General features: G+C 49.6%; 16 protein-coding genes, 7 tRNA genes, 1 rRNA gene and 2 pseudogenes (1 of these 26 only partly in view). 23 read left to right on the forward strand and 3 right to left on the reverse strand.

Annotation, left to right across the window (positions count from 1 at the left end; translation table 11 throughout):
- The 8 genes from NST29_RS00865 to NST29_RS00900 all read left to right on the forward strand — a co-directional run.
- A 23S ribosomal RNA gene (locus tag NST29_RS00865) occupies positions 1-1,247 on the forward strand; it begins 1,682 nt to the left of the window's first position.
- Between the two features lie 239 nt (positions 1,248-1,486).
- Positions 1,487-1,561: transfer RNA gene (locus NST29_RS00870), tRNA-Asn, on the forward strand.
- Between the two features lie 6 nt (positions 1,562-1,567).
- Positions 1,568-1,643 (forward strand) — tRNA-Thr (locus NST29_RS00875).
- 10 nt (positions 1,644-1,653) lie between these two features.
- Positions 1,654-1,725, forward strand: a tRNA-Glu gene (locus NST29_RS00880).
- A gap of 108 nt (positions 1,726-1,833) precedes the next feature.
- Positions 1,834-1,908, forward strand: a tRNA-Gln gene (locus NST29_RS00885).
- Positions 1,909-2,308: 400 nt separating this feature from the next.
- Positions 2,309-2,384: transfer RNA gene (locus tag NST29_RS00890), tRNA-Lys, on the forward strand.
- 3 nt (positions 2,385-2,387) lie between these two features.
- A tRNA-Gly gene (locus tag NST29_RS00895) sits at positions 2,388-2,459 on the forward strand.
- A 5-nt stretch (positions 2,460-2,464) separates the two neighbouring features.
- Positions 2,465-2,537 (forward strand) — tRNA-Ala (locus tag NST29_RS00900).
- 17 nt (positions 2,538-2,554) lie between these two features.
- Here NST29_RS00900 and NST29_RS00905 read toward each other — a convergent pair.
- The gene (locus NST29_RS00905) at positions 2,555-2,752 is read right to left on the reverse strand and encodes a hypothetical protein (protein ID WP_339232584.1); all 198 of its coding nucleotides are present in this window, start codon (positions 2,750-2,752) and stop codon (positions 2,555-2,557) included.
- A 58-nt stretch (positions 2,753-2,810) separates the two neighbouring features.
- Between NST29_RS00905 and rocF the strand changes: the two genes are divergently transcribed.
- The 8 genes from rocF (at position 2,811) to NST29_RS00945 (ending at position 11,951) form a co-directional block, all read left to right on the forward strand.
- Positions 2,811-3,710 (forward strand): arginase, encoded by a 900-nt coding sequence (gene rocF, locus NST29_RS00910; protein ID WP_033023359.1) that lies wholly within the window; start codon positions 2,811-2,813, stop codon positions 3,708-3,710.
- Between the two features lie 275 nt (positions 3,711-3,985).
- Positions 3,986-4,549 carry an RNA polymerase sigma factor SigW gene (sigW, locus tag NST29_RS00915; protein ID WP_033023355.1) on the forward strand — a complete coding sequence of 188 codons (564 nt, stop codon included), beginning with the start codon at positions 3,986-3,988 and terminating at the stop codon, positions 4,547-4,549.
- A gap of 14 nt (positions 4,550-4,563) precedes the next feature.
- The gene (rsiW, locus tag NST29_RS00920; RefSeq protein WP_033023354.1) at positions 4,564-5,175 is read left to right on the forward strand and encodes an anti-sigma-W factor RsiW; all 612 of its coding nucleotides are present in this window, start codon (positions 4,564-4,566) and stop codon (positions 5,173-5,175) included.
- A 72-nt stretch (positions 5,176-5,247) separates the two neighbouring features.
- Positions 5,248-6,069 carry a diadenylate cyclase CdaA gene (gene cdaA / locus NST29_RS00925; protein ID WP_033023352.1) on the forward strand — a complete coding sequence of 274 codons (822 nt, stop codon included), beginning with the start codon at positions 5,248-5,250 and terminating at the stop codon, positions 6,067-6,069.
- Positions 6,062-7,300 (forward strand): CdaR family protein, encoded by a 1,239-nt coding sequence (locus NST29_RS00930; protein WP_033023350.1) that lies wholly within the window; start codon positions 6,062-6,064, stop codon positions 7,298-7,300. Before cdaA ends, NST29_RS00930 begins: the two co-directional genes overlap by 8 nt.
- 27 nt (positions 7,301-7,327) lie before the next feature.
- Positions 7,328-8,677, forward strand: a complete 1,350-nt coding sequence (gene glmM, locus NST29_RS00935) for a phosphoglucosamine mutase (protein ID WP_033023348.1) — start codon at positions 7,328-7,330, stop codon at positions 8,675-8,677.
- A gap of 743 nt (positions 8,678-9,420) precedes the next feature.
- Positions 9,421-11,223: a glutamine--fructose-6-phosphate transaminase (isomerizing) gene (gene glmS / locus NST29_RS00940; protein WP_033023347.1), complete on the forward strand. Its 1,803-nt coding sequence runs from the start codon at positions 9,421-9,423 to the stop codon at positions 11,221-11,223.
- Positions 11,224-11,390: 167 nt separating this feature from the next.
- Positions 11,391-11,951 carry a hypothetical protein gene (locus NST29_RS00945; protein ID WP_324699557.1) on the forward strand — a complete coding sequence of 187 codons (561 nt, stop codon included), beginning with the start codon at positions 11,391-11,393 and terminating at the stop codon, positions 11,949-11,951.
- Positions 11,952-12,000: 49 nt separating this feature from the next.
- On the opposite strand, the pseudogene NST29_RS00950 reads toward NST29_RS00945, so the two are convergent.
- Positions 12,001-12,753, reverse strand: a pseudogene (locus NST29_RS00950) (IS982 family transposase); the annotation flags it as partial.
- Positions 12,754-12,846: 93 nt separating this feature from the next.
- Between NST29_RS00950 and NST29_RS00955 the strand changes: the two are divergent.
- Positions 12,847-14,304, forward strand: coding sequence for an IS66 family transposase (locus NST29_RS00955; RefSeq protein ID WP_033022449.1), 1,458 nt, complete (start codon positions 12,847-12,849; stop codon positions 14,302-14,304).
- A 76-nt stretch (positions 14,305-14,380) separates the two neighbouring features.
- Here NST29_RS00955 and NST29_RS00960 read toward each other — a convergent pair.
- Positions 14,381-14,521, reverse strand: a pseudogene (locus NST29_RS00960) (IS982 family transposase); the annotation flags it as partial.
- A 244-nt stretch (positions 14,522-14,765) separates the two neighbouring features.
- Here NST29_RS00960 and NST29_RS00965 point away from each other — a divergent pair.
- The 6 genes from NST29_RS00965 (at position 14,766) to NST29_RS00990 (ending at position 22,951) form a co-directional block, all read left to right on the forward strand.
- Positions 14,766-15,200, forward strand: coding sequence for a hypothetical protein (locus NST29_RS00965; protein ID WP_339232586.1), 435 nt, complete (start codon positions 14,766-14,768; stop codon positions 15,198-15,200).
- Positions 15,201-15,542: 342 nt separating this feature from the next.
- Positions 15,543-16,532, forward strand: a complete 990-nt coding sequence (locus NST29_RS00970) for a hypothetical protein (protein ID WP_339232587.1) — start codon at positions 15,543-15,545, stop codon at positions 16,530-16,532.
- 322 nt (positions 16,533-16,854) lie between these two features.
- Complete coding sequence (locus NST29_RS00975; RefSeq protein ID WP_033842531.1) at positions 16,855-17,991, forward strand: IS110 family transposase; 1,137 nt, start codon at positions 16,855-16,857, stop codon at positions 17,989-17,991.
- A 419-nt stretch (positions 17,992-18,410) separates the two neighbouring features.
- Entirely contained in the window at positions 18,411-19,547 is a 1,137-nt protein-coding gene (locus NST29_RS00980; RefSeq protein WP_033842531.1) for an IS110 family transposase, read from the forward strand.
- A 565-nt stretch (positions 19,548-20,112) separates the two neighbouring features.
- On the forward strand, positions 20,113-21,249 hold the full coding sequence (locus tag NST29_RS00985) for an IS110 family transposase (protein ID WP_033842531.1): 1,137 nt from the start codon (positions 20,113-20,115) through the stop codon (positions 21,247-21,249).
- 565 nt (positions 21,250-21,814) lie between these two features.
- Positions 21,815-22,951, forward strand: a complete 1,137-nt coding sequence (locus tag NST29_RS00990; protein ID WP_033842531.1) for an IS110 family transposase — start codon at positions 21,815-21,817, stop codon at positions 22,949-22,951.
- Positions 22,952-23,898 lie beyond the last annotated feature (947 nt).

Consider the following 23,898-nt stretch of genomic DNA (forward strand, 5'->3'; position numbering starts at 1 on the left):
TAAGGCGCGCGGGAGAACTCTCGTTAAGGAACTCGGCAAAATGACCCCGTAACTTCGGGAGAAGGGGTGCTCTTTCGGGTGAAGAGCTTGGAAGAGCCGCAGTGAAAAGGCCCAAGCGACTGTTTATCAAAAACACAGGTCTCTGCGAAGCCGAAAGGCGACGTATAGGGGCTGACACCTGCCCGGTGCTGGAAGGTTAAGGGGAGCGCTGAGCGGAAGCGAAGGTGCGAACCGAAGCCCCAGTAAACGGCGGCCGTAACTATAACGGTCCTAAGGTAGCGAAATTCCTTGTCGGGTAAGTTCCGACCCGCACGAAAGGTGTAACGACTTGGGCGCTGTCTCAACGAGAGACCCGGTGAAATTATACTACCTGTGAAGATGCAGGTTCCCCGCGACAGGACGGAAAGACCCCGTGGAGCTTTACTGCAGCCTGATATGGAATTTTGGTATCGCTTGTACAGGATAGGTGGGAGCCTAGGAAGCCGGAGCGCCAGCTTCGGTGGAGGCGACGGTGGGATACCACCCTGGCGGTATTGAAATTCTAACCCGCACCCCTTCAGCGGGGTGGGAGACAGTGTCAGGTGGGCAGTTTGACTGGGGCGGTCGCCTCCCAAAAGGTAACGGAGGCGCCCAAAGGTTCCCTCAGAATGGTTGGAAATCATTCGGAGAGTGCAAAGGCACAAGGGAGCTTGACTGCGAGACGGACAGGTCGAGCAGGGACGAAAGTCGGGCTTAGTGATCCGGTGGTTCCGCATGGAAGGGCCATCGCTCAACGGATAAAAGCTACCCCGGGGATAACAGGCTGATCTCCCCCAAGAGTCCACATCGACGGGGAGGTTTGGCACCTCGATGTCGGCTCATCGCATCCTGGGGCTGTAGTCGGTCCCAAGGGTTGGGCTGTTCGCCCATTAAAGCGGTACGCGAGCTGGGTTCAGAACGTCGTGAGACAGTTCGGTCCCTATCCGTCGCGGGCGTAGGAAATTTGCGAGGAGCTGTCCTTAGTACGAGAGGACCGGGATGGACGCACCGCTGGTGTACCAGTTGTCCCGCCAGGGGCACCGCTGGGTAGCTATGTGCGGACGGGATAAGCGCTGAAAGCATCTAAGCGTGAAGCCCCCCTCAAGATGAGATTTCCCATCGCGTTAGGCGAGTAAGATCCCTCGAAGATGACGAGGTCGATAGGTCCGAGGTGGAAGCGTGGCGACACGTGGAGCTGACGGATACTAATCGATCGAGGGCTTAACCTAGAAAAGCGGAGGACGCCCGCTGATCGGCGAAACGCGCTGGAGGGCCTGCGAGGAGGCTATGCCGCCATAGCAGGACCGAAGCGTCGCGAGCCGATGGCGGCCGGAGCTAGACAGTGTGATACGCGGCTTCTTCCGACGGTTATCTAGTTTTGAAGGAATGAACTTCTTGGTTGACAATCAGAACAGGATGGATATAATAATTAGTGTCGAAAACAAATAATAGTCGCATCATTTGTCGTTCCGCAATAGCTCAGCGGTAGAGCAACCGGCTGTTAACCGGTAGGTCGTAGGTTCGAATCCTACTTGCGGAGCCATTTTATGCTTCCATAGCTCAGTAGGTAGAGCACTTCCATGGTAAGGAAGAGGTCACCGGTTCGAGCCCGGTTGGAAGCTCCATTTATTTCTAGGCCCGTTGGTCAAGTGGTTAAGACACCGCCCTTTCACGGCGGTAACACGGGTTCGAATCCCGTACGGGTCACTTTCATTCCTCAATCAACCGTCCCCAAAGACGGTTGATTGAGAAGGTATAATTAGCACGGAACAGGCCATAATAATAAACGGATAAGGCGTTTTCACTTTATAGCGTTGGGCTATAGCCAAGCGGTAAGGCAACGGACTTTGACTCCGTGATGCGCTGGTTCGAATCCAGCTAGCCCAGCCATATTTTTTTGCACATAAAACATGAAACTTACTTCGAGCTGTCCCAATGCACTCAGCATCTTTGAGTCAGCTGGTAGAGGAAGAGGCAGGTAGAGCTCATCAGTACTTAGAGTGTTATGATCACCATGAGCCATTAGCTCAGTAGGTAGAGCAACGAGCGCTACATCTTCGAAATCGCTGCGAGTTGTCCCGACGCACTCGGCATCCTTGGATCAGCTAGCAGAGGAAGGGACATCGTCAAATATTTGAGTGTATCCTAACGATGAGCCATTAGCTCAGTAACGAGCGATGCATCTTCGAGTTGACTGCGAGTTGCCTCGACGCACCAAGCTTCCTTGAAACAGCTCGTAGAGGAAGAGGCAGGTAGAGCTCATCAGTACTTAGAGTGTTATGATCACCATGAGCCATTAGCTCAGTAGGTAGAGCATCTGACTTTTAATCAGAGGGTCGGAGGTTCGAGTCCTCCATGGCTCACCATGTGCGGAAGTAGTTCAGTGGTAGAACACCACCTTGCCAAGGTGGGGGTCGCGGGTTCGAGTCCCGTCTTCCGCTTGGGCGGGGCCTTAGCTCAGCTGGGAGAGCGCCTGCTTTGCACGCAGGAGGTCATCGGTTCGATCCCGATAGGCTCCATCAAAAGCAACCCTTTTTTAGAAAACGGGTTGCTTTTTCTTTGTTTCACTAAAGAGCGAGCCTGGTTTTTTGTCGAAGAAACCATCGATGAACGCGCTGAAAAGGTTCAACAGCATGGAGATGAGGCCGCGCTTTGGGCACGAAAAGATGGCGGGTTTAGGCACGCTAGGTGGCAAATCGGTATAAATATTCGAAAGGTTGTCAAGTTGAGTCATCTCCCTTCTTTCCTCTACAATAAAAGGGCAATGGGAAACGGAAAGGAGAGGAGACAGCATGAAACCAATCTCGATTATCGGTGTTCCGATGGATTTAGGACAAACGCGCCGCGGTGTCGATATGGGACCGAGCGCGATGCGTTATGCTGGTGTCGTCGAGCGTCTTGAACGCCTTCACGATGACATCGAAGATTTAGGAGACATTCCGATTGGAAAAGCGGATCGGATTCATGAACAGGGGCATCCACGCTTGCGCAATTTGAAAGCGGTTGCGGAGGCGAACGAAAAGCTCGCTGCGGCGGTTGATCAAGTGGTTCAACGCGGGCGTTTCCCGTTGGTGCTTGGTGGCGATCACAGCATTGCCATCGGCACGCTGGCCGGGGTGGCGAAACATTATGAACGCCTTGGCGTCATTTGGTATGATGCGCACGGCGACGTCAACACAGAAGAGACATCGCCGTCTGGAAATATTCACGGCATGCCGTTGGCGGCGAGCCTTGGATTTGGGCATCCTTCGTTAACACAAATCGGGGGATATACTCCGAAAGTCAGACCGGAGCATGTTGTGTTGATCGGTGTGCGCTCTCTAGATGAGGGGGAGAAGAAGTTTATTCGGGAGCAAGGAATCAAAATTTATACGATGCATGAAGTTGATCGGCTTGGCATGACAAAGGTGATGGAGGAAACCATCGCCTATTTAAAAGAGCGGACCGATGGGGTTCATTTATCGCTTGACTTAGATGGGCTTGATCCGAGCGACGCACCGGGAGTAGGGACACCGGTCATCGGGGGATTGACGTACCGAGAGAGCCATTTGGCGATGGAGATGTTAGCGGAGGCTCAACTGATTACGTCTGCTGAATTTGTAGAAGTGAACCCGATTTTGGACGAACGGAATAAAACCGCTTCCGTAGCCGTCGCTTTAATGGGTTCGCTGTTTGGGGAAAAGTTGATTTGATTGAGCACCAACGTCAACCGGTTGCCGGAACGCGGATGCCGCCATCTCCTCCCTGCCGATAGCGGATGGTGATGCGGCCGCGGCGCGCAAGTGGGCCGCCATATGGTTGATGCAGTAATGTCCTTTTTCGGTTGGCGTTCGTTGGTTTGAGGGGTGGCTTTGATTTGGCTGCCCCTCTTTTTTCATTCTATGGTACAATAAACGTGTTGCCTGAAACTTTTTGCAGTGGAGCGCCGTAGTATACGGTGAGCTGCGAGGCGGGGGTATTGGATTTTATGGACTTGTTTATTAAAAAAAGGATTAGGGCGGTTCAAAAAGGCGACCAAAATGCCTACGCCGACCTTGTTGATTTGTATAAAGACAAAATTTACCGCCTTTGTTATCGAATGCTTGGCAATCAACACGAGGCGGAGGATGCGGCCCAGGAGGCATTCATTCGCGCCTATGTTCATATTAACACCTATAACCCTGATATGAAATTCTCGACATGGCTGTATCGCATTGCGACCAACTTGACCATTGATCGGCTGCGAAAGCGGAAACCGGATGTTTACTTGGATGAGGAAGTGAATGGAACGGATGGACTGACGATGCAAGCGCAGCTTCCTTCCCGTGAAGCCTCTCCTGAAGAAGCGGTGGAAAGTCTGGAACTGCAAGAAACGGTTCAGCGGGCCATTGAGCGGTTGCCGGAAAAATATCGCAGCGTAATCGTGTTAAAGTATATCGAAGATTTGTCGCTGCAAGAGATCAGCGATATTTTAGGGCTGCCGGTCGGCACGGTGAAAACGCGGCTCCATCGCGGCCGTGAAGCATTGCGCAAACAATTGGGCCATTTATAAGAGGGTGGGAAAGAATGAAATGTCCAAACGAAATGATATCGCTTATGCATCACTATCTAGACGGCGATCTTCGTCCGGAGGAAGAGCAGCGCCTGAAGGAACATCTGCGCTCATGCGCTGCCTGCGCTGCCCATTTTCATGAGTTGAAAAAAACCGTTGCTTTTTTGCAATATGCCGCTCATCTAACAGCGCCCCCGGCTTTTACGACGAAGGTAATGAAAATGATGCCGAAAGAGAAAAAAAGCGCCCGGCTGCGCCGCTGGATGCATGGGCATCCGTTGCTGACCGCCGCTTCGCTGTTTGTGCTGCTTACGGTTGGCAGCTTTGCCTCTTCGTGGGGAGAGAACGGAGCGTTTTCCGTTTCGGCGGATGAACACGTTATCATTCGCGATCATACGGTCATTGTGCCAAAAGGGGAAACGGTGAAAGGGGACATTGTCGTCCGCAACGGTTCAATTCGCATTGAAGGAACGGTTGATGGGAACGTCACCGTGATTCACGGAAAAAAATATATGGCCTCAGCGGGGCAAGTGACCGGGGAAATCGAGGAAATTAATCAAGTGTTTGAATGGATTTGGTATAATATTAAAGAGAAAGTCAATCACGCGCTCCAATCGCTCGAATGATGGCAGCCATCGTCCGATGGCTTTTTCCATGGCCGTGAGCGGAGCGGAATTAGAGATAAAGGAAGTGTGAAGATGTCCTTCCAAGAGCTCCCCATCGTGTCCTATTTGCTGAAAGTGGTCGATATTCTCGTTGTATGGTACGTTATTTACAAACTGCTGATGATGATTCGCGGGACAAAGGCCATTCAGCTGTTAAAAGGCATTTTTTTGATTATTTTGGTTCGCTTTGTGAGCAATTATCTCGGGTTGACCACGCTGCAATGGCTGATGGACCAAGCGATCATTTGGGGGTTCCTTGCCATCATCATCATTTTTCAGCCGGAATTGCGGCGCGCGTTGGAGCAGCTTGGCCGCGGGCGGCTGTTTACGCGCAATACCGTCAATGAGGATGAAGAACGGCTTCGAATGGTGGAAGCCATCGTAAAGGCAACGGAGTATATGGCAAAACGGCGCATTGGCGCGCTCATTTCGATCGAGAGGGAAACCGGAATGAGCGATTATGTGGAAACGGGCATAGCCCTAAACGCGCACGTGTCTTCGGAGCTGCTTATCAATATTTTCATTCCGAACACGCCGCTGCATGACGGGGCGGTGATCATTCAGAAAAACCAGATTGCGGCCGCGGCCTGTTATTTGCCGCTATCGGAAAGCCCGTTTATTTCCAAAGAGCTCGGAACACGCCATCGGGCGGCGCTCGGCATCAGCGAAGTGACGGACAGCGTCACGGTCGTTGTCTCAGAAGAGACGGGGGCGGTATCGTTGACCAAAAACGGCGAACTATATCGCGATTTGACGATGGATGAGTTTCGGGAGCTGCTGACAGGCGAGCTCGTCCCGGTGGCGAAGGCGCCCGCTTCTTCCCGTTGGCAATGGAGGGGAAAGAAACATGGATAACTTAATGGATCATCCGTGGTTTATTCGCCTTGTTTCCTTATTGCTAGCGATCATGTTGTATATGTCGGCCAATGTCGGGGCGAAAACTGGCGAAACACGCAACACGTTTGGGCAAGAAGATACGGAAACGTTGACAGATGTTCCGGTTGTTGCTTACTATGACGAAGAAAACTTGATCGTTTCCGGCGTGCCGAAGTATGTCAATGTCACGCTTCAAGGTCCGGCTAGCATTGTCAAACCGACAGCTCTGCAACGAAATTTCGAAGTGTATGTCGATTTGACGAACTTGCCCTTAGGCACCTACACGGTTCCGATCAAATACAAAGATGTTTCTGAGAAACTGAAGGTGAATATACAACCGGCTTCAGTAAAAGTAACGATTCGCGAAAAAGTGTCCAAACAGTTTTCCATTGGTGTTGAATTTTTTAATCGAAACAAAATGCCGGATGGCTACTCCGTCGGGGAACCGACCGTTGAACCGAACGTGGTGACCATTACCGGGGCGAAAGAGTTGATTGACAGCATCTCGTTTGTGAAAGCCATTGTTGACTTGGAGGGAGCGACGGAAACGGTGACGCGGGAAGCCCGCGTTCGCGTGTACGATCGGAGCGGAAATGAATTGGATCTGGAACCGAAGCCGTCATCTGTTCAAGTCACTGTGCCGGTGGAGAGCCCAAGCAAAGCGGTGCCGGTTGATGTGCAAACGACAGGTGAGCTTCCGGATGGCGTTCATCTCGTCGGCATCACGCCGGAGCCGAACCGAGTGACCGTTTACGGTCCGAAAGACGTGCTAAATCGGATCGATCGGTTGGAAGGATTGACCGTCGATTTGGATGATGTGACAGATGATAAGACAGTGGAAGTGGACGTTCCAGTCCCCGATGGGGTCAAAAGCGTCAAGCCAAACAAAATCAAGGTGCGCATCGACGTAGAGAAAGATGTCACACAAACATGGAAGGACGTCCCCATTGAGGTCGTCGGCTTGCCGGACTCCTATGAAGCGACGTTTGTCCAACCGGTTGGAGGCAAGCTGACCGTGCGGCTGATGGGGCCGCCCGATATCGTCCGAGGGTTGACGAAAGACGATGTCCGACTGTATGTGGATGCCAGTGGGCTCGGCACCGGTCAGCATCAAGTTCCCATTCGCTGGGACAATCCGAAGCAAATCCAATGGCAGCCATCGACGGAAACAGCGATGATCGACATTAGCGAAAAGGCAGCTGTCCAATAAATTGTATAGTAAGGAGAGAGTGAACGAATGGGCAAATATTTTGGCACTGATGGTGTACGTGGAGTCGCAAATCGTGAGTTGACGCCGGAGCTGGCGTTTCGGATTGGCCGTTGCGGCGGATACGTGCTGACGAAAAGTGCAGAGCGTCCGAAAGTGTTGATCGGGCGTGACACGCGCATTTCCGGGCATATGCTGGAAGGCGCGCTCGTCGCCGGGCTGCTCTCGATCGGAGCGGAAGTGATGCGGCTTGGCGTGATCTCTACGCCAGGCGTCGCCTATTTGACGAAAGCGCTCGGCGCGCAAGCCGGCATCATGATTTCTGCTTCCCACAACCCCGTCCAAGACAACGGCATTAAATTTTTCGGGCCGGATGGGTTTAAACTGTCGGACGAGCAGGAGGCGGAGATTGAAGCGCTGATCGACAGCCCCGAAGATATGTTGCCGCGGCCGATTGGCGCGGCGTTAGGCCAAGTGAATGATTACTTTGAAGGCGGGCAAAAATATTTGCAATATCTCAAACAGACGATTGACGAAGAAGACTTTTCCGGGATGAAAATAGCTCTCGACTGCGCGCACGGGGCGACGTCATCGCTGGCCACTTACTTGTTTGCCGATTTGGACGCCGATGTCATCACGATGGGCGCTTCGCCCAACGGCCTCAACATTAACGAAGGAGTCGGTTCCACCCATCCGCAGGCGCTGGCGGCGTTTGTGAAAGAAAAAGGGGCTGATGTCGGCCTTGCGTTTGACGGCGACGGCGACCGCCTGATCGCCGTGGACGAGCATGGCAACATTGTGGATGGCGACCACATCATGTACATTTGCGCCAAATATTTAAAAGAAACCGGTCGTCTCAAGCAACAAACCGTCGTTTCAACGGTCATGAGCAATCTTGGATTTTACAAAGCGCTCGAGGCGCAGGGCATCCAAAGCGTGCAAACGGCGGTCGGCGACCGCTATGTCGTCGAAGCCATGCGCAAAAATGGATATAATCTCGGCGGCGAGCAGTCCGGTCATATCATTTTCCTCGACTACAACACGACGGGAGATGGCATGTTGACGGCGCTCCAGCTTGTCAACATCATGAAAGTCAAAGGCAAGCCGCTTTCTGAATTGGCCGCGGAAATGAAAAAATACCCGCAGCTGCTTGTGAACGTACGGGTAAAGGATAAAGAAAAGGCAATGGAAAACGAACAAGTGCAAAAAGTGATTCAGGAAGTGGAGGCAGAGATGAACGGCAATGGCCGCGTCCTCGTTCGTCCGTCAGGGACGGAACCCCTCGTGCGCATTATGGCTGAGGCTCCAACCGAAGAGGCGTGCCGCGCCTATGTGGAGCGGATCGCCGATGTTGTCCGCCGTGAAATGGGGGCCGAATAACCGATTGTTTGAACCATCCTATGCATAAACGGAACGTTCGCTTTCGTTTATGCATAGGTTATTTTATAGACTTCCATGACGAAACATTTTTGTCACCATCGGAAGGATGAAAATGTCTTTATGTTGTATGCTGGAACTTTACGCATTTTGGAATTCGGGTATTTTCAGAAGGCCGGTGATTTACTCGCGCACCTGCTTCCCAGCATCGTTTTTTAAATAGAAAATAATTTAAAAAGTGTTTACTTTTTCTCCAAACTAAAGAAAACCGATGTTTTTCACCAACCTTTCAGGATAGATACTAGTTGACGCCGCTGGGAATGTGCTGTAATATTAACGTTGTTGCCTTTTACCTGAAAGGAGGCGATAGCGGAGCGGAGATCGTGAAACGACGGCTTGTCGCAGCGGGTTTATAGGACAAAGAAAGCCGCAAATATCGTTGGTTGTTGCTTCGTTTTGACGACGAAACAAGCGCCTGGACTAAGCGCGGGAACGGAAGCGCGTTTAGTTGACGAGGAGGAGGTTTATCGAGGTTTTCGGCGGATGCCTCCCGGCTGGAGCGATGACAGCCGCAAGTCCTCTCTTAAAACAAAGGGGTGACCCTTTGCACAAAGGGGAGGATGTCATCGCGCAACTAGAAAGGGGAGTCTGCCGCAGTGACGGCGAGGCCCCGTTGTTCTTTGACAACTGAACATGGAAGGATCTCGTTAGCGGCAGCCTCCAATGGTAAAGGAGGAAATGTGGCCATGTGCGGCATTGTTGGTTATATCGGTTACCAAGATGTGAAAGAGATTTTGTTGCGCGGATTGGAAAAACTCGAGTACCGCGGCTACGATTCGGCAGGGATCGCCGTATTAAATGAGAACGGGGTTCATGTGTTTAAAGAAAAAGGACGGATCGCCGATTTGCGCCGCATCGTCGACCCGAACGTCAAAGCGACGATCGGCATCGGCCATACCCGTTGGGCGACGCACGGGGCGCCAAGCCGGGTGAACGCCCATCCGCATCAAAGCGCCTCCGGCCGTTTTACGCTCGTGCATAACGGTGTCATCGAAAACTACGAGATGCTGAAGCGCGACTACTTGGCTGATGTCGAGTTCCGCAGCGACACGGATACGGAAGTGATCGTCCAGCTCGTGGAACAATTCGTCCGTGACGGGCTGACAACGGAAGAAGCGTTTCGCCAAACGCTCTCGCTGTTAAAAGGGTCGTACGCCATCGCCATGATTGACGCGGAAAACGAGGAAACGTTGTACGCGGCGAAAAACAAAAGCCCACTTCTTGCCGGTCTCGGTGACGGGTTTAACGTCGTGGCGAGCGATGCGATGGCGATGCTCCAAGTGACGAACCAATTCGTTGAACTGATGGACGGCGAAATGGTGATCGTCACGAGCGAGAACGTCACGATTCAAACGCTAAACGGTGAAACAGTCGAACGGAAGCCGTTTACGGCTGAACTCGATGCGAGCGACATTGAAAAAGGGACGTATCCGCATTACATGCTGAAAGAAATTGATGAGCAGCCGTTTGTCACCCGCCGCATCATTCAAAAATACCAAGACGAACACGGCGGATTGACGATTGACCAAGCGATCATCAACGAAGTGCTGAACGCCGACCGCCTGTACATTGTCGCGTGCGGAACGAGCTACCACGCCGGTCTTGTCGGCAAGCAATTGATCGAGTCGTGGGCGAAAATTCCAGTCGAAGTGCATATTGCCAGCGAATTTTCGTACAACATGCCGCTTCTGTCGGAAAAGCCGCTCTTCCTCTTTATTTCGCAAAGCGGGGAAACGGCCGACAGCCGCGCCGTGCTCGTGCAAACGAACAAACTTGGCCATAAAGCCATTACAATCACCAACGTCCCAGGCTCGACGCTGTCGCGGGAAGCCGACTATACGCTCTTGTTGCACGCTGGCCCGGAAATTGCCGTCGCTTCGACGAAAGCCTACACGGCGCAAATCGCGGTGCTGGCGATTTTAGCGGCGACTGCGGCGAAAGCGAAAGGCCTCGAATTGGATTTTGACCTGACGAAAGAGCTCGCCATCGTCGCCAATGTGATGGAAATGCTGTGCGATGCGAAAGAAGAAATGGAGAACATCGCACGCGACTACTTGACGTTGACGCGCAACTGCTTCTTTATCGGCCGTGCGGTTGACTACTATGTCTGCCTAGAAGGCGCGCTGAAACTGAAGGAGATCTCTTACATCCAAGCGGAAGGGTTCGCCGGCGGCGAGCTGAAACACGGCACGATCGCCTTGATTGAGGACGGTACGCCGGTGATTGCCCTCGCCACCCAAGAGCACGTCAACTTAAGCATTCGCGGCAACGTAAAAGAAGTCGTCGCCCGCGGCGCGAACCCATGCGTCATCTCGATGCGCGGCTTGGAAGGCGACGGCGACCGCTTCGTCATCCCGGCCGTTCATCCGGACCTTACATCGCTTGTTTCGGTCGTGCCGCTGCAGCTGATCGCGTACTATGCCGCCCTGCATCGCGGCTGCGACGTCGACAAACCGCGCAACCTAGCGAAAAGCGTGACGGTGGAGTGAGCGGTTCGTTGGGAAAAGGCTGTTTGTTGAGTTACAAAAAAGTTGTTTAATTTACAAAAAAGTCGTTTAAATTACAAAAAAGTTGTTTAAAAAACACACGGCATCGATTACAATTAATGTAATCGAACGTGTGTTTTTTTAATTTTTTTATCAAAGGGGATTATATTATGGAGTTGAAAATCCAAATGTTAGATTTCTCAAATGTTGATCGTAGAATTGAACATTTAGATAAAGAACAAATAGTTGAGTTGATAAAAAGATACTATGCCGGTGAATCAGTAAACAAATTAAAAGAAGAATATAATGTGAAAATTAATAATTCAAATTTCTATACAATATTCCCCAAAAAAATACTTGAAGAAAATTGTCTATACTGTAATGTTCCCTTTGTGCAAGATTGGGAATCAAAATCAAGCTATTATTTTATGAAAAAATCCCCATATTGCCCTCTTTGTGAACACGAAAATCATGATAAATGTAGGTGTAAAACCTGTAAAAAAATAAGAGAAGAAATGAAGCTTCTTGAAGAAATCAGAAAGAGAGAAGCCATATCTAATACTTATTATGAAGGTAACTATGAAAAGGTTTCCGAGAGCAATTTATCGTTAGAAGATAAATTATATTTATCAGTATTGATACGAGGGGGGTTAGAAGAAGGATTTGACTATATAAAGCCAATGATGAAGATTTTTGTAGAATTGAACAAAATGGTGAACCCTGTTATTTGATTGATTTTAATAGCTTAAGATATCGATAACCCGTGGTGCTAGTTGAGCGCTAGCGCTCAACTAGCCCGAGTGTTACAAGCGAATACACCAACAAGATGCCATCGAGTGCTACTTCAAATCCCGCAATCGAATTCGCACGAATGTCTGTCATACGATATTGGTCAACAAGGACGGAGAATACCGTTTCAATGACTTTCCGTTTTTGTTTGAGCCATGTCTCCCATGACTCAGATGGGCGGTGTTTCTGGTTTTTGCGAGATGGAGTCCAAAAAGCGATTTGGTACGCCTCATACAACTTTTTTTGCAATTCACTACTGATGAATCCTTTGTCACCCAAGTTATAGGGGTGAGGAATTTGAGTCATGACGGTTTCAGCTGCAGTTCGATCGTGACAGGACGCCTCGGTTACCACGTATCCCATAGGTAGCCCTTGATCTGTCACTTGAAGATGAAACGTAAACCCATCGTACCACTGCTTTTTCGATGCACAAAATCCAATGTCAGCGATGCCTTGAAATCGTTTGACACGGTACATTCTTGCGGCATGGCACAACTCGATTGGCATGCTATCTACGACCGCATAGGCATGGTGTTGCCCACGTTTCGCCAGTTCATGACGAATCCATTTGATCGCAAAGCGCAGCGATCGGCAACGGCGATGGTATCGAGAACGTTCGAGAAAACGTCCATCCGTGAACAAGTTCCCAGTAACAAAGCGATGCCATGCACGTTCGGAAGAGAAGCCAAGCAACTTTCCTAACAGATGAATGGCAATGATCACTGCGTCTTCTTGTGTAACTATTCAGCCGTTACATAGAAAAAGTTTACGAACTCTGGTTGATTCTCGCTCCCCTTGTCTATACTAGTACCATCCAAGACAAGGGAGGTGAACATGATGGCAAACGTTGTTTTTGATTTCCAACAAGCGGTCTTTACACTCGAAAGCATGGTCGCAAAAATCGAGTATCAAGCACAAATGATGAAAAAACTCATTCGAGAAAACGAGCAACTACGTCAAGAAAACCAACAATTGAAAGCACGTATCGCAGAGTTAGAAGCCCGTACAAAAAAAAACAGTACCAACAGCCATTTACCGCCGTCCTCTGACCGGTTTGTGGCGAAATCTCCTTCTCGCCAAACGTCGGGGAAACAGCCGGGCGGGCAGCCGGGACACCAAGGAACGACGCTCCGCCAAGTACCGAATCCTGACCATCGAGTCATTCACCGCGTGACCCAATGCGAAGGATGTGGTCACTCTTTAGAACATGTCGCTCCGCTTCAAGTAGACATTCGCCAAGTGTTCGACCTCCCAATGGTTCGAATGGAAGTGACTCAACACGAACGGGAAGTAAAGGGTTGTCCGGAATGTCATCTTGTCCAGCAGGCAGAGTTTCCTTTTTATGTCACGAATCATGTCCAGTACGGGCCCGTCCTCACTTCCCTTGTTTTATACTGGAACCATGCACAGTTGATCCCGTGCGAGCGTGTCACCGAGATGGTCAAAGCGTTAGTGAACCATTCGATGAGTGCAGGCACGGTCGTGAACATGACGAGACGATGGCTCCCTGTGTTAGAAGCAGTGACCGAAGAGATCGAAACGGCGTTGCTCGCGTCCAAGACGTTACACGTCGATGAAACAAGTCTGCGTGTGAACGGGAAGAACCAATGGGTGCACGTGGCTTCCACTGCCAAGGCCACCCGATACGGACTGCATCGTTCTCGTGGCAAGCAAGCGACGGACGACATCGGGATCTTGCCGAGGTACAAAGGAACGATGGTGCATGATGCGTATTCGGTGTACCCGATGTACAGAGAGGCGAGCCATGCGCTTTGCCATGCCCATCATCTCCGGGAGCTTCGGGCATATACCGAACTGTACGGCCATTCATGGTCGAAAGAGATGGCCGAAGCGTTGTTGGAGATGAAACAGGCGGTGGAGAACGCGGGCGGGGCTCTACCGGAAGAGGAAGTCCGGTATTGGGAAGCCGTGTACGACGAGCGTCTAGCGAATGGTCGCCGAGAACTCGATGAACGTTGCCAACAAGGCAAGCATGACGGCGTCCGCAACGCGCAACATTTCATCCAGCGCCTAGAAAAGCGCAAACAAGAAGCGCTTCTCTTCCTGCGAAAGAAAGAAGTGCCGTTTGACAACAACCAAGCTGAGCGCGATTTGCGGATGGTGAAAGTCAAACAAAAAATTTCCGGAACGTTTCGTCAGGAAGACGATGCCAAGGCTTTCTGTATCATTCGTAGCGTCATTTCTACCCTGCAAAAACACGGAAAGCCGGTGTGGGAATCGTTGCAAAAACTTCTAAGTGGGGAGTCTCTTCAAACGCTTCTCCATTCCTCCTAGGGCGTTTTCGATACCGGAAATGCCCTATTGGTGCTGGATTCTGAAAATCTCGCTAGTATTGGGCTGAATGGATACCTTCTTGTTTCGCCAAATGACGATTGCGGCGTTGAAGATAGCATTGAATGTGTGACAGCTGGGCAGAAACAAAAAAGAACATGGCTGCATATTGTTTTTGAATTTTCGCTTTGTCTGTTGTAAAATGAAAGTGCTCTTGCATGGGGATTCTCCTTTCGAATGTTTGGTCGCACTTTCATTCTACAGGAGATCCGCAGGCAAGGGCTATTTTTATGCTTACTCGATTTTATCTAGCACCACGGGTTAATTATATATAAATTGTGCTTGAAATTCGCTATGGTAATTATCACTAAAATTGTATATTGAGTTAAAATTTGATATATGATAAATTATTGTTTGGATCTCAACAACATTGTTTTATCAAAGAATTGATGGGGGGGAGAAATGTGGGGATTATTAAAAAACATAGGTTAGGACTACTTATTCTCATATTATTTTTGTTAGTGTTTTCTTTGTCTGTATTGTATAGGTTTCAAAGAGATTTTTCGATTGATAATGATCAAATTCAAGTTGGATATGAGACAAATAACGAGACACAAACAATCATTAATCCTCAGGATCATATCAAATGGGGAAAAATTGTGGTAATCTCTGTGCATTATGCAAACATGGTTGAGAAATCTTCCAATGTACCATCAAAGCTGATTTTGGTATCTCGCAAGACTAATAAAACTGTATTTCAGGATGTGAGAGAGGAATATGTTGGTTTTTCGGGATTTGAAATCAAATTAGATACTTCCTCCCTTGATAGAGGTAAGTATATAATTAAGCTTTTTAGAAACAATAAACTTGTAACCACTAAATCAATCGAAGTTAGATAGTTTCACTAGTATAACATGGATTTAATTTTATATAAGGGAATATTTGTTGCTAAAGATAAGATTTAAAAAGAAAGTTGTTGCTGAAGTTTGCTCTTAATATATGAGTTAGCTTGCTCAAATAAATATTCACTCTACAGTAATAAATAGTTTTTCAAAGACAAAACCTAATAAAAGCTAGGTATATAAAATTATGGATTATTATATAGATTCAGACTGAAGAGCGGCATAGGATGATTGTTTAAGCGGTGTAGAAAAATAATTGTAAATATTTATTTATTTTGGAAATTGAATCTATTTATAATATAATTGTTGTTTTTAATAGTTGAAGGAGAAGGTGAAAAAGTGAGAAAACTATTTGGTACGTTTATTATCATTGCAATTTCATTAAGTCTAATCATAACGTTTAGTATTAAACAAGTCAATGCCGAGGAAGTAAATGGAGGTAGTGTACATGGTAATATTTCAACTATAATCACATTTAACCAATCTCAATCTACCGAGGTTAAAGATTGGTTTTCCGAAAGTATAGAAGGTGCAGTAAACCCAGAGTTAGAACCAGCTTTAGAAGAAGCAAAGCAAGAGGGGGATGTAGTTAAAGCCGAAGCAATAGAAAGTGCTATTAATGAAATACAAGACTCTGGTTCGGACTCTCTGTTTACTCAAGAGGGTACTGCTACCACTTTAAAAGCGAATTTACCAGATGTATTTGTGTCTTTCGGAAATATCAGTACTAAAACCGATGCCAATGGAAATTTCGATTTAAATGGTATTCCTGAGGGGGAGTACCTAGTGACAATAAGTAAAGATGGCTCAGTTATTTATAGCCAGCCGGTAGACATAAAACAAGGCGATCAACAAATTGATTTGGAATTAAACGTTTCCGGTGATGCATTTTATGAGGGAGCCGAACAAATGATTGAGGGGAATACTACTGTAGAAGAAACTGCTCAAGCTTCTACCACTTATTATTCAACTAAACCAATTGGAAGTTATGTAGGATCTAAGTTGGGGAAAATGAAGATAATAGCTAATAATAATATAGTGAACTGTAATAAAGCAGACGATTCTATAAGTGACTCCCAATATTTCCCTGCGAATGGATCAGATTGTTCAGTGGCCATTGCTCGGGGTGCTGCTTACGCTTCGAATCCAATAGTATTTTTCTATTGGAAAAAGAATCTGGTCTGCTACATAGAGTCTATTCAGTCTGCTGCAAACATGCTGGGAGACAATGCGGGACAAAATGTTTACTGTAACGCTAAGAAAAAGAGCGATGGGCATTATAACTGTTCATGGTTTAGAGATCATTCGGAAAGTCTTCACACTCATTAATTAAAAGAACTCATAGACGCTTATAAGCGTCTATTTTATTTATAAGGAAAAGATCCATGGGCAACGTTTTGCCCTCCACCCAGGGATGAAAATCCCCCTTTTCTTCCCATAATGAAGAATAGGCGCAAACAGTTCAACAGGACGTTATGCTTAATGGTGGCTTAGACCCTGTACGGAAAAGTGTTTGAATCCACTGGGTGCACCACCCATTGTCCGCCCTTTCCTGTGATAGAGGAAAGGTGACGACGAACGGAAAACTGCCGCATTTCTCCCGTGGATTCGCTGTTTGCGCACTCGATCATCGAAAAGGAGGATTTTCATCATGGATGTCATCTATCCTCGCTGCGCAGGATTGGATGTTCATGCCGAAACCATCGTCGCCTGCGCGCTATGGGAAGAAGATGGACACATTCAAAAGGACATTCAAACCTTCTCCACGTTCTCGAAAGGACTTGGCGACCTGCTTGAGTGGCTCGAAGAACATGGCGTTACCCATGTCGCCATGGAATCCACCGGCGTGTATTGGAAACCGGTCTTTGCCTTCCTCGAGGGCTATGTCGACTTGACACTGGCCAATCCGCAGCGGATCAAAAATGTCCCGGGAAGAAAAACCGATGTCTCTGACGCCGAGTGGATCGCCAAGCTGCTCCGCCATGGACTCATTGAAAAAAGTTTCGTCCCCCCAGCGGATATTCGCGAATTGCGGGATTTTACCCGCCTCCGCAAAAAGTGGGTCGGACAGTTGAGTTCAGAGAAAAACCGGATTCAAAAAGTGCTGGAGTCTTCCAATGTCAAACTGGGCTCCGTCCTCTCGGATCTCTTCGGCGTTTCCGGACGAAACATCCTTGCCCGGCTGCTCGAGAAGGGATACGTGGACAAGGACGAGCTGGATCAATGCCTGCGCGGCAGGCTCAAAACGAAAAAGCAGGCGGTGTATGATTCGCTGCTGGGCACCTTGACCGAACACGAGCTCCGTCTCCTTCGCCTCTTGTGGAAACACGTGGAGGAATTGGAGCAGTTAATCGAAGAAGTCGACCAGCACATCGACCGCCTGCTCGAGCCGTATCGGGAGGAAGTGGACTTACTGATGACCATGCCTGGAATCAAAAAACAAACCGCCGCCGTCATCATCGCCGAGATGGGAACCGACATGAGCGTCTTTGAAACGCCGGAACGGGTGGCTTCATGGACGGGGTTGTCCCCCGGCAACCATGAAAGCGCCGGAAAGCGAAAGAGCACGCGTACGACTAAAGGCAATCCCCATCTTCGATCAGCGTTATGCGAGGCGGCATGGTCAGCAGCTCGATCCAAGACACATCCCTTGTCCCGAAAATTTTGGTCGTTGGCGGCCCGATGCGGGAAGAAAAAAGCCCTCATCGCCACGGCTCGACGAATGTTGGTGATCATCTTTTGCATGATCTCCCGCAAAGAGTCGTTCCGCCAACCACAACTTATCTAGTATAGCCAACAGGCAGCCAGATCATACGAGATGTCCGAAAATCGGGCACCTCTGCTTTCCTATTGCCTTCTTTGGCCATTTTCAGTATACCCGCACGGATCAGGAGCGTATACAGCACTCACCCAGTGGTGGGGATTTTCACGGAAAAGATCCATGGGCAACGTTTTGCCCTCCACCCAGGGATGAAAATCCCCCTTTTCTTCCCATAATGAAGAATAGGCGCAAACAGTTCAACAGGACGTTATGCTTAATGGTGGCTTAGACCCTGTACGGAAAAGTGTTTGAATCCACTGGGTGCACCACCCATTGTCCGCCCTTTCCTGTGATAGAGGAAAGGTGACGACGAACGGAAAACTGCCGCATTTCTCCCGTGGATTCGCTGTTTGCGCACTCGATCATCGAAAAGGAGGATTTTCATCATGGATGTCATCTATCCTCGCTGCGCAGGATTGGATGTTCATGCCGAAACCATCGTCGCCTGCGCGCTATGGGAAGAAGATGGACACATTCAAAAGGACATTCAAACCTTCTCCACGTTCTCGAAAGGACTTGGCGACCTGCTTGAGTGGCTCGAAGAACATGGCGTTACCCATGTCGCCATGGAATCCACCGGCGTGTATTGGAAACCGGTCTTTGCCTTCCTCGAGGGCTATGTCGACTTGACACTGGCCAATCCGCAGCGGATCAAAAATGTCCCGGGAAGAAAAACCGATGTCTCTGACGCCGAGTGGATCGCCAAGCTGCTCCGCCATGGACTCATTGAAAAAAGTTTCGTCCCCCCAGCGGATATTCGCGAATTGCGGGATTTTACCCGCCTCCGCAAAAAGTGGGTCGGACAGTTGAGTTCAGAGAAAAACCGGATTCAAAAAGTGCTGGAGTCTTCCAATGTCAAACTGGGCTCCGTCCTCTCGGATCTCTTCGGCGTTTCCGGACGAAACATCCTTGCCCGGCTGCTCGAGAAGGGATACGTGGACAAGGACGAGCTGGATCAATGCCTGCGCGGCAGGCTCAAAACGAAAAAGCAGGCGGTGTATGATTCGCTGCTGGGCACCTTGACCGAACACGAGCTCCGTCTCCTTCGCCTCTTGTGGAAACACGTGGAGGAATTGGAGCAGTTAATCGAAGAAGTCGACCAGCACATCGACCGCCTGCTCGAGCCGTATCGGGAGGAAGTGGACTTACTGATGACCATGCCTGGAATCAAAAAACAAACCGCCGCCGTCATCATCGCCGAGATGGGAACCGACATGAGCGTCTTTGAAACGCCGGAACGGGTGGCTTCATGGACGGGGTTGTCCCCCGGCAACCATGAAAGCGCCGGAAAGCGAAAGAGCACGCGTACGACTAAAGGCAATCCCCATCTTCGATCAGCGTTATGCGAGGCGGCATGGTCAGCAGCTCGATCCAAGACACATCCCTTGTCCCGAAAATTTTGGTCGTTGGCGGCCCGATGCGGGAAGAAAAAAGCCCTCATCGCCACGGCTCGACGAATGTTGGTGATCATCTTTTGCATGATCTCCCGCAAAGAGTCGTTCCGCCAACCACAACTTATCTAGTATAGCCAACAGGCAGCCAGATCATACGAGATGTCCGAAAATCGGGCACCTCTGCTTTCCTATTGCCTTCTTTGGCCATTTTCAGTATACCCGCACGGATCAGGAGCGTATACAGCACTCACCCAGTGGTGGGGATTTTCACGGAAAAGGTCCATGGACAGCGCGATCTGTCCTCCACCCGGGGATGAAAATCCGCGTCAGGCCTGCATTTTCACGGAAAAGGTCCATGGACAGCGCGATCTGTCCTCCACCCGGGGATGAAAATCCGCGTCAGGCCTGCATTTTCACGGAAAAGATCCATGGGCAACGTTTTGCCCTCCACCCAGGGATGAAAATCCCCCTTTTCTTCCCATAATGAAGAATAGGCGCAAACAGTTCAACAGGACGTTATGCTTAATGGTGGCTTAGACCCTGTACGGAAAAGTGTTTGAATCCACTGGGTGCACCACCCATTGTCCGCCCTTTCCTGTGATAGAGGAAAGGTGACGACGAACGGAAAACTGCCGCATTTCTCCCGTGGATTCGCTGTTTGCGCACTCGATCATCGAAAAGGAGGATTTTCATCATGGATGTCATCTATCCTCGCTGCGCAGGATTGGATGTTCATGCCGAAACCATCGTCGCCTGCGCGCTATGGGAAGAAGATGGACACATTCAAAAGGACATTCAAACCTTCTCCACGTTCTCGAAAGGACTTGGCGACCTGCTTGAGTGGCTCGAAGAACATGGCGTTACCCATGTCGCCATGGAATCCACCGGCGTGTATTGGAAACCGGTCTTTGCCTTCCTCGAGGGCTATGTCGACTTGACACTGGCCAATCCGCAGCGGATCAAAAATGTCCCGGGAAGAAAAACCGATGTCTCTGACGCCGAGTGGATCGCCAAGCTGCTCCGCCATGGACTCATTGAAAAAAGTTTCGTCCCCCCAGCGGATATTCGCGAATTGCGGGATTTTACCCGCCTCCGCAAAAAGTGGGTCGGACAGTTGAGTTCAGAGAAAAACCGGATTCAAAAAGTGCTGGAGTCTTCCAATGTCAAACTGGGCTCCGTCCTCTCGGATCTCTTCGGCGTTTCCGGACGAAACATCCTTGCCCGGCTGCTCGAGAAGGGATACGTGGACAAGGACGAGCTGGATCAATGCCTGCGCGGCAGGCTCAAAACGAAAAAGCAGGCGGTGTATGATTCGCTGCTGGGCACCTTGACCGAACACGAGCTCCGTCTCCTTCGCCTCTTGTGGAAACACGTGGAGGAATTGGAGCAGTTAATCGAAGAAGTCGACCAGCACATCGACCGCCTGCTCGAGCCGTATCGGGAGGAAGTGGACTTACTGATGACCATGCCTGGAATCAAAAAACAAACCGCCGCCGTCATCATCGCCGAGATGGGAACCGACATGAGCGTCTTTGAAACGCCGGAACGGGTGGCTTCATGGACGGGGTTGTCCCCCGGCAACCATGAAAGCGCCGGAAAGCGAAAGAGCACGCGTACGACTAAAGGCAATCCCCATCTTCGATCAGCGTTATGCGAGGCGGCATGGTCAGCAGCTCGATCCAAGACACATCCCTTGTCCCGAAAATTTTGGTCGTTGGCGGCCCGATGCGGGAAGAAAAAAGCCCTCATCGCCACGGCTCGACGAATGTTGGTGATCATCTTTTGCATGATCTCCCGCAAAGAGTCGTTCCGCCAACCACAACTTATCTAGTATAGCCAACAGGCAGCCAGATCATACGAGATGTCCGAAAATCGGGCACCTCTGCTTTCCTATTGCCTTCTTTGGCCATTTTCAGTATACCCGCACGGATCAGGAGCGTATACAGCACTCACCCAGTGGTGGGGATTTTCACGGAAAAGGTCCATGGACAGCGCGATCTGTCCTCCACCCGGGGATGAAAATCCGCGTCAGGCCTGCATTTTCACGGAAAAGGTCCATGGACAGCGCGATCTGTCCTCCACCCGGGGATGAAAATCCGCGTCAGGCCTGCATTTTCACGGAAAAGATCCATGGGCAACGTTTTGCCCTCCACCCAGGGATGAAAATCCCCCTTTTCTTCCCATAATGAAGAATAGGCGCAAACAGTTCAACAGGACGTTATGCTTAATGGTGGCTTAGACCCTGTACGGAAAAGTGTTTGAATCCACTGGGTGCACCACCCATTGTCCGCCCTTTCCTGTGATAGAGGAAAGGTGACGACGAACGGAAAACTGCCGCATTTCTCCCGTGGATTCGCTGTTTGCGCACTCGATCATCGAAAAGGAGGATTTTCATCATGGATGTCATCTATCCTCGCTGCGCAGGATTGGATGTTCATGCCGAAACCATCGTCGCCTGCGCGCTATGGGAAGAAGATGGACACATTCAAAAGGACATTCAAACCTTCTCCACGTTCTCGAAAGGACTTGGCGACCTGCTTGAGTGGCTCGAAGAACATGGCGTTACCCATGTCGCCATGGAATCCACCGGCGTGTATTGGAAACCGGTCTTTGCCTTCCTCGAGGGCTATGTCGACTTGACACTGGCCAATCCGCAGCGGATCAAAAATGTCCCGGGAAGAAAAACCGATGTCTCTGACGCCGAGTGGATCGCCAAGCTGCTCCGCCATGGACTCATTGAAAAAAGTTTCGTCCCCCCAGCGGATATTCGCGAATTGCGGGATTTTACCCGCCTCCGCAAAAAGTGGGTCGGACAGTTGAGTTCAGAGAAAAACCGGATTCAAAAAGTGCTGGAGTCTTCCAATGTCAAACTGGGCTCCGTCCTCTCGGATCTCTTCGGCGTTTCCGGACGAAACATCCTTGCCCGGCTGCTCGAGAAGGGATACGTGGACAAGGACGAGCTGGATCAATGCCTGCGCGGCAGGCTCAAAACGAAAAAGCAGGCGGTGTATGATTCGCTGCTGGGCACCTTGACCGAACACGAGCTCCGTCTCCTTCGCCTCTTGTGGAAACACGTGGAGGAATTGGAGCAGTTAATCGAAGAAGTCGACCAGCACATCGACCGCCTGCTCGAGCCGTATCGGGAGGAAGTGGACTTACTGATGACCATGCCTGGAATCAAAAAACAAACCGCCGCCGTCATCATCGCCGAGATGGGAACCGACATGAGCGTCTTTGAAACGCCGGAACGGGTGGCTTCATGGACGGGGTTGTCCCCCGGCAACCATGAAAGCGCCGGAAAGCGAAAGAGCACGCGTACGACTAAAGGCAATCCCCATCTTCGATCAGCGTTATGCGAGGCGGCATGGTCAGCAGCTCGATCCAAGACACATCCCTTGTCCCGAAAATTTTGGTCGTTGGCGGCCCGATGCGGGAAGAAAAAAGCCCTCATCGCCACGGCTCGACGAATGTTGGTGATCATCTTTTGCATGATCTCCCGCAAAGAGTCGTTCCGCCAACCACAACTTATCTAGTATAGCCAACAGGCAGCCAGATCATACGAGATGTCCGAAAATCGGGCACCTCTGCTTTCCTATTGCCTTCTTTGGCCATTTTCAGTATACCCGCACGGATCAGGAGCGTATACAGCACTCACCCAGTGGTGGGGATTTTCACGGAAAAGGTCCATGGACAGCGCGATCTGTCCTCCACCCGGGGATGAAAATCCGCGTCAGGCCTGCATTTTCACGGAAAAGGTCCATGGACAGCGCGATCTGTCCTCCACCCGGGGATGAAAATCCGCGTCAGGCCTGCATTTTCACGGAAAAAGAAGAGTTAATAATATTTTAATGATGGATATTTTTTGTAGGTGTTAAATCGCAAAATATATGAGTCTACAAAAAGTCTAGTACATGTTTAAATAGTATAATTTTGAAACTTGTTGCAAAACGTAAGGCAGATATGAAAACCTCTATATTGGAAAATATATATTTAACACTAGACGTAATCTAGAGGGGGAGTACTACTATAAATTCCGGTTCTATCGGGGAACATGCATATATGAGCCATCTAATGTTAGTCTAGATTATAGACAAGAGAAATAGAGACGTATATAGTTAAAACTATCAGTCATAGAGAGTATCTATCATAACTAGAAATTTTGATAGAGAATTCAAATTACAAGCCGTAAAATTAGTCATCGAGGAAGGCAGAAACGTCGCCCAGACTGTGAGGTAAATGGATATTTAAACTAAAACAACAAATAAATAGGTGGCGGATTATAAAAAAGATGCGGAACGTAGCTTTGTTAGCAGTGGAAATCTTAAACCTGAAGATCAGGAAAAACGGGAGCTTCAAAAACGGATTCGTGACCTAGAGGAGGAAAACACTATCCTAAAAAGGCGATGCGCATCTTCGCCAAAAACCGGAAATCATTTATGGGTTTGTTCATACCCATCGAAATGCCCGGAAAGAGTCCAAA

The organism is Geobacillus sp. FSL W8-0026 (assembly GCF_037966255.1).
GTDB lineage: Bacteria > Bacillota > Bacilli > Bacillales > Anoxybacillaceae > Geobacillus > Geobacillus icigianus.

Excerpts from the sequence above, each read along its gene's own strand:
- cdaA (WP_033023352.1), top strand. The coding sequence starts at position 5,248 with ATGTCCTTCCAAGAGCTCCCCATCGTGTCCTATTTGCTGAAAGTGGTC.
- NST29_RS00955 (WP_033022449.1), top strand. The coding sequence starts at position 12,847 with ATGGCAAACGTTGTTTTTGATTTCCAACAAGCGGTCTTTACACTCGAA.
- NST29_RS00990 (WP_033842531.1), top strand. The coding sequence starts at position 21,815 with ATGGATGTCATCTATCCTCGCTGCGCAGGATTGGATGTTCATGCCGAA.
- glmM (WP_033023348.1), top strand. The coding sequence starts at position 7,328 with ATGGGCAAATATTTTGGCACTGATGGTGTACGTGGAGTCGCAAATCGT.
- sigW (WP_033023355.1), top strand. The coding sequence starts at position 3,986 with ATGGACTTGTTTATTAAAAAAAGGATTAGGGCGGTTCAAAAAGGCGAC.
- glmS (WP_033023347.1), top strand. The coding sequence starts at position 9,421 with ATGTGCGGCATTGTTGGTTATATCGGTTACCAAGATGTGAAAGAGATT.
- rsiW (WP_033023354.1), top strand. The coding sequence starts at position 4,564 with ATGAAATGTCCAAACGAAATGATATCGCTTATGCATCACTATCTAGAC.
- NST29_RS00945 (WP_324699557.1), top strand. The coding sequence starts at position 11,391 with ATGGAGTTGAAAATCCAAATGTTAGATTTCTCAAATGTTGATCGTAGA.
- NST29_RS00905 (WP_339232584.1), bottom strand. The coding sequence starts at position 2,752 with ATGACTCAACTTGACAACCTTTCGAATATTTATACCGATTTGCCACCT.
- NST29_RS00985 (WP_033842531.1), top strand. The coding sequence starts at position 20,113 with ATGGATGTCATCTATCCTCGCTGCGCAGGATTGGATGTTCATGCCGAA.
- NST29_RS00980 (WP_033842531.1), top strand. The coding sequence starts at position 18,411 with ATGGATGTCATCTATCCTCGCTGCGCAGGATTGGATGTTCATGCCGAA.
- rocF (WP_033023359.1), top strand. The coding sequence starts at position 2,811 with ATGAAACCAATCTCGATTATCGGTGTTCCGATGGATTTAGGACAAACG.
- NST29_RS00930 (WP_033023350.1), top strand. The coding sequence starts at position 6,062 with ATGGATAACTTAATGGATCATCCGTGGTTTATTCGCCTTGTTTCCTTA.
- NST29_RS00975 (WP_033842531.1), top strand. The coding sequence starts at position 16,855 with ATGGATGTCATCTATCCTCGCTGCGCAGGATTGGATGTTCATGCCGAA.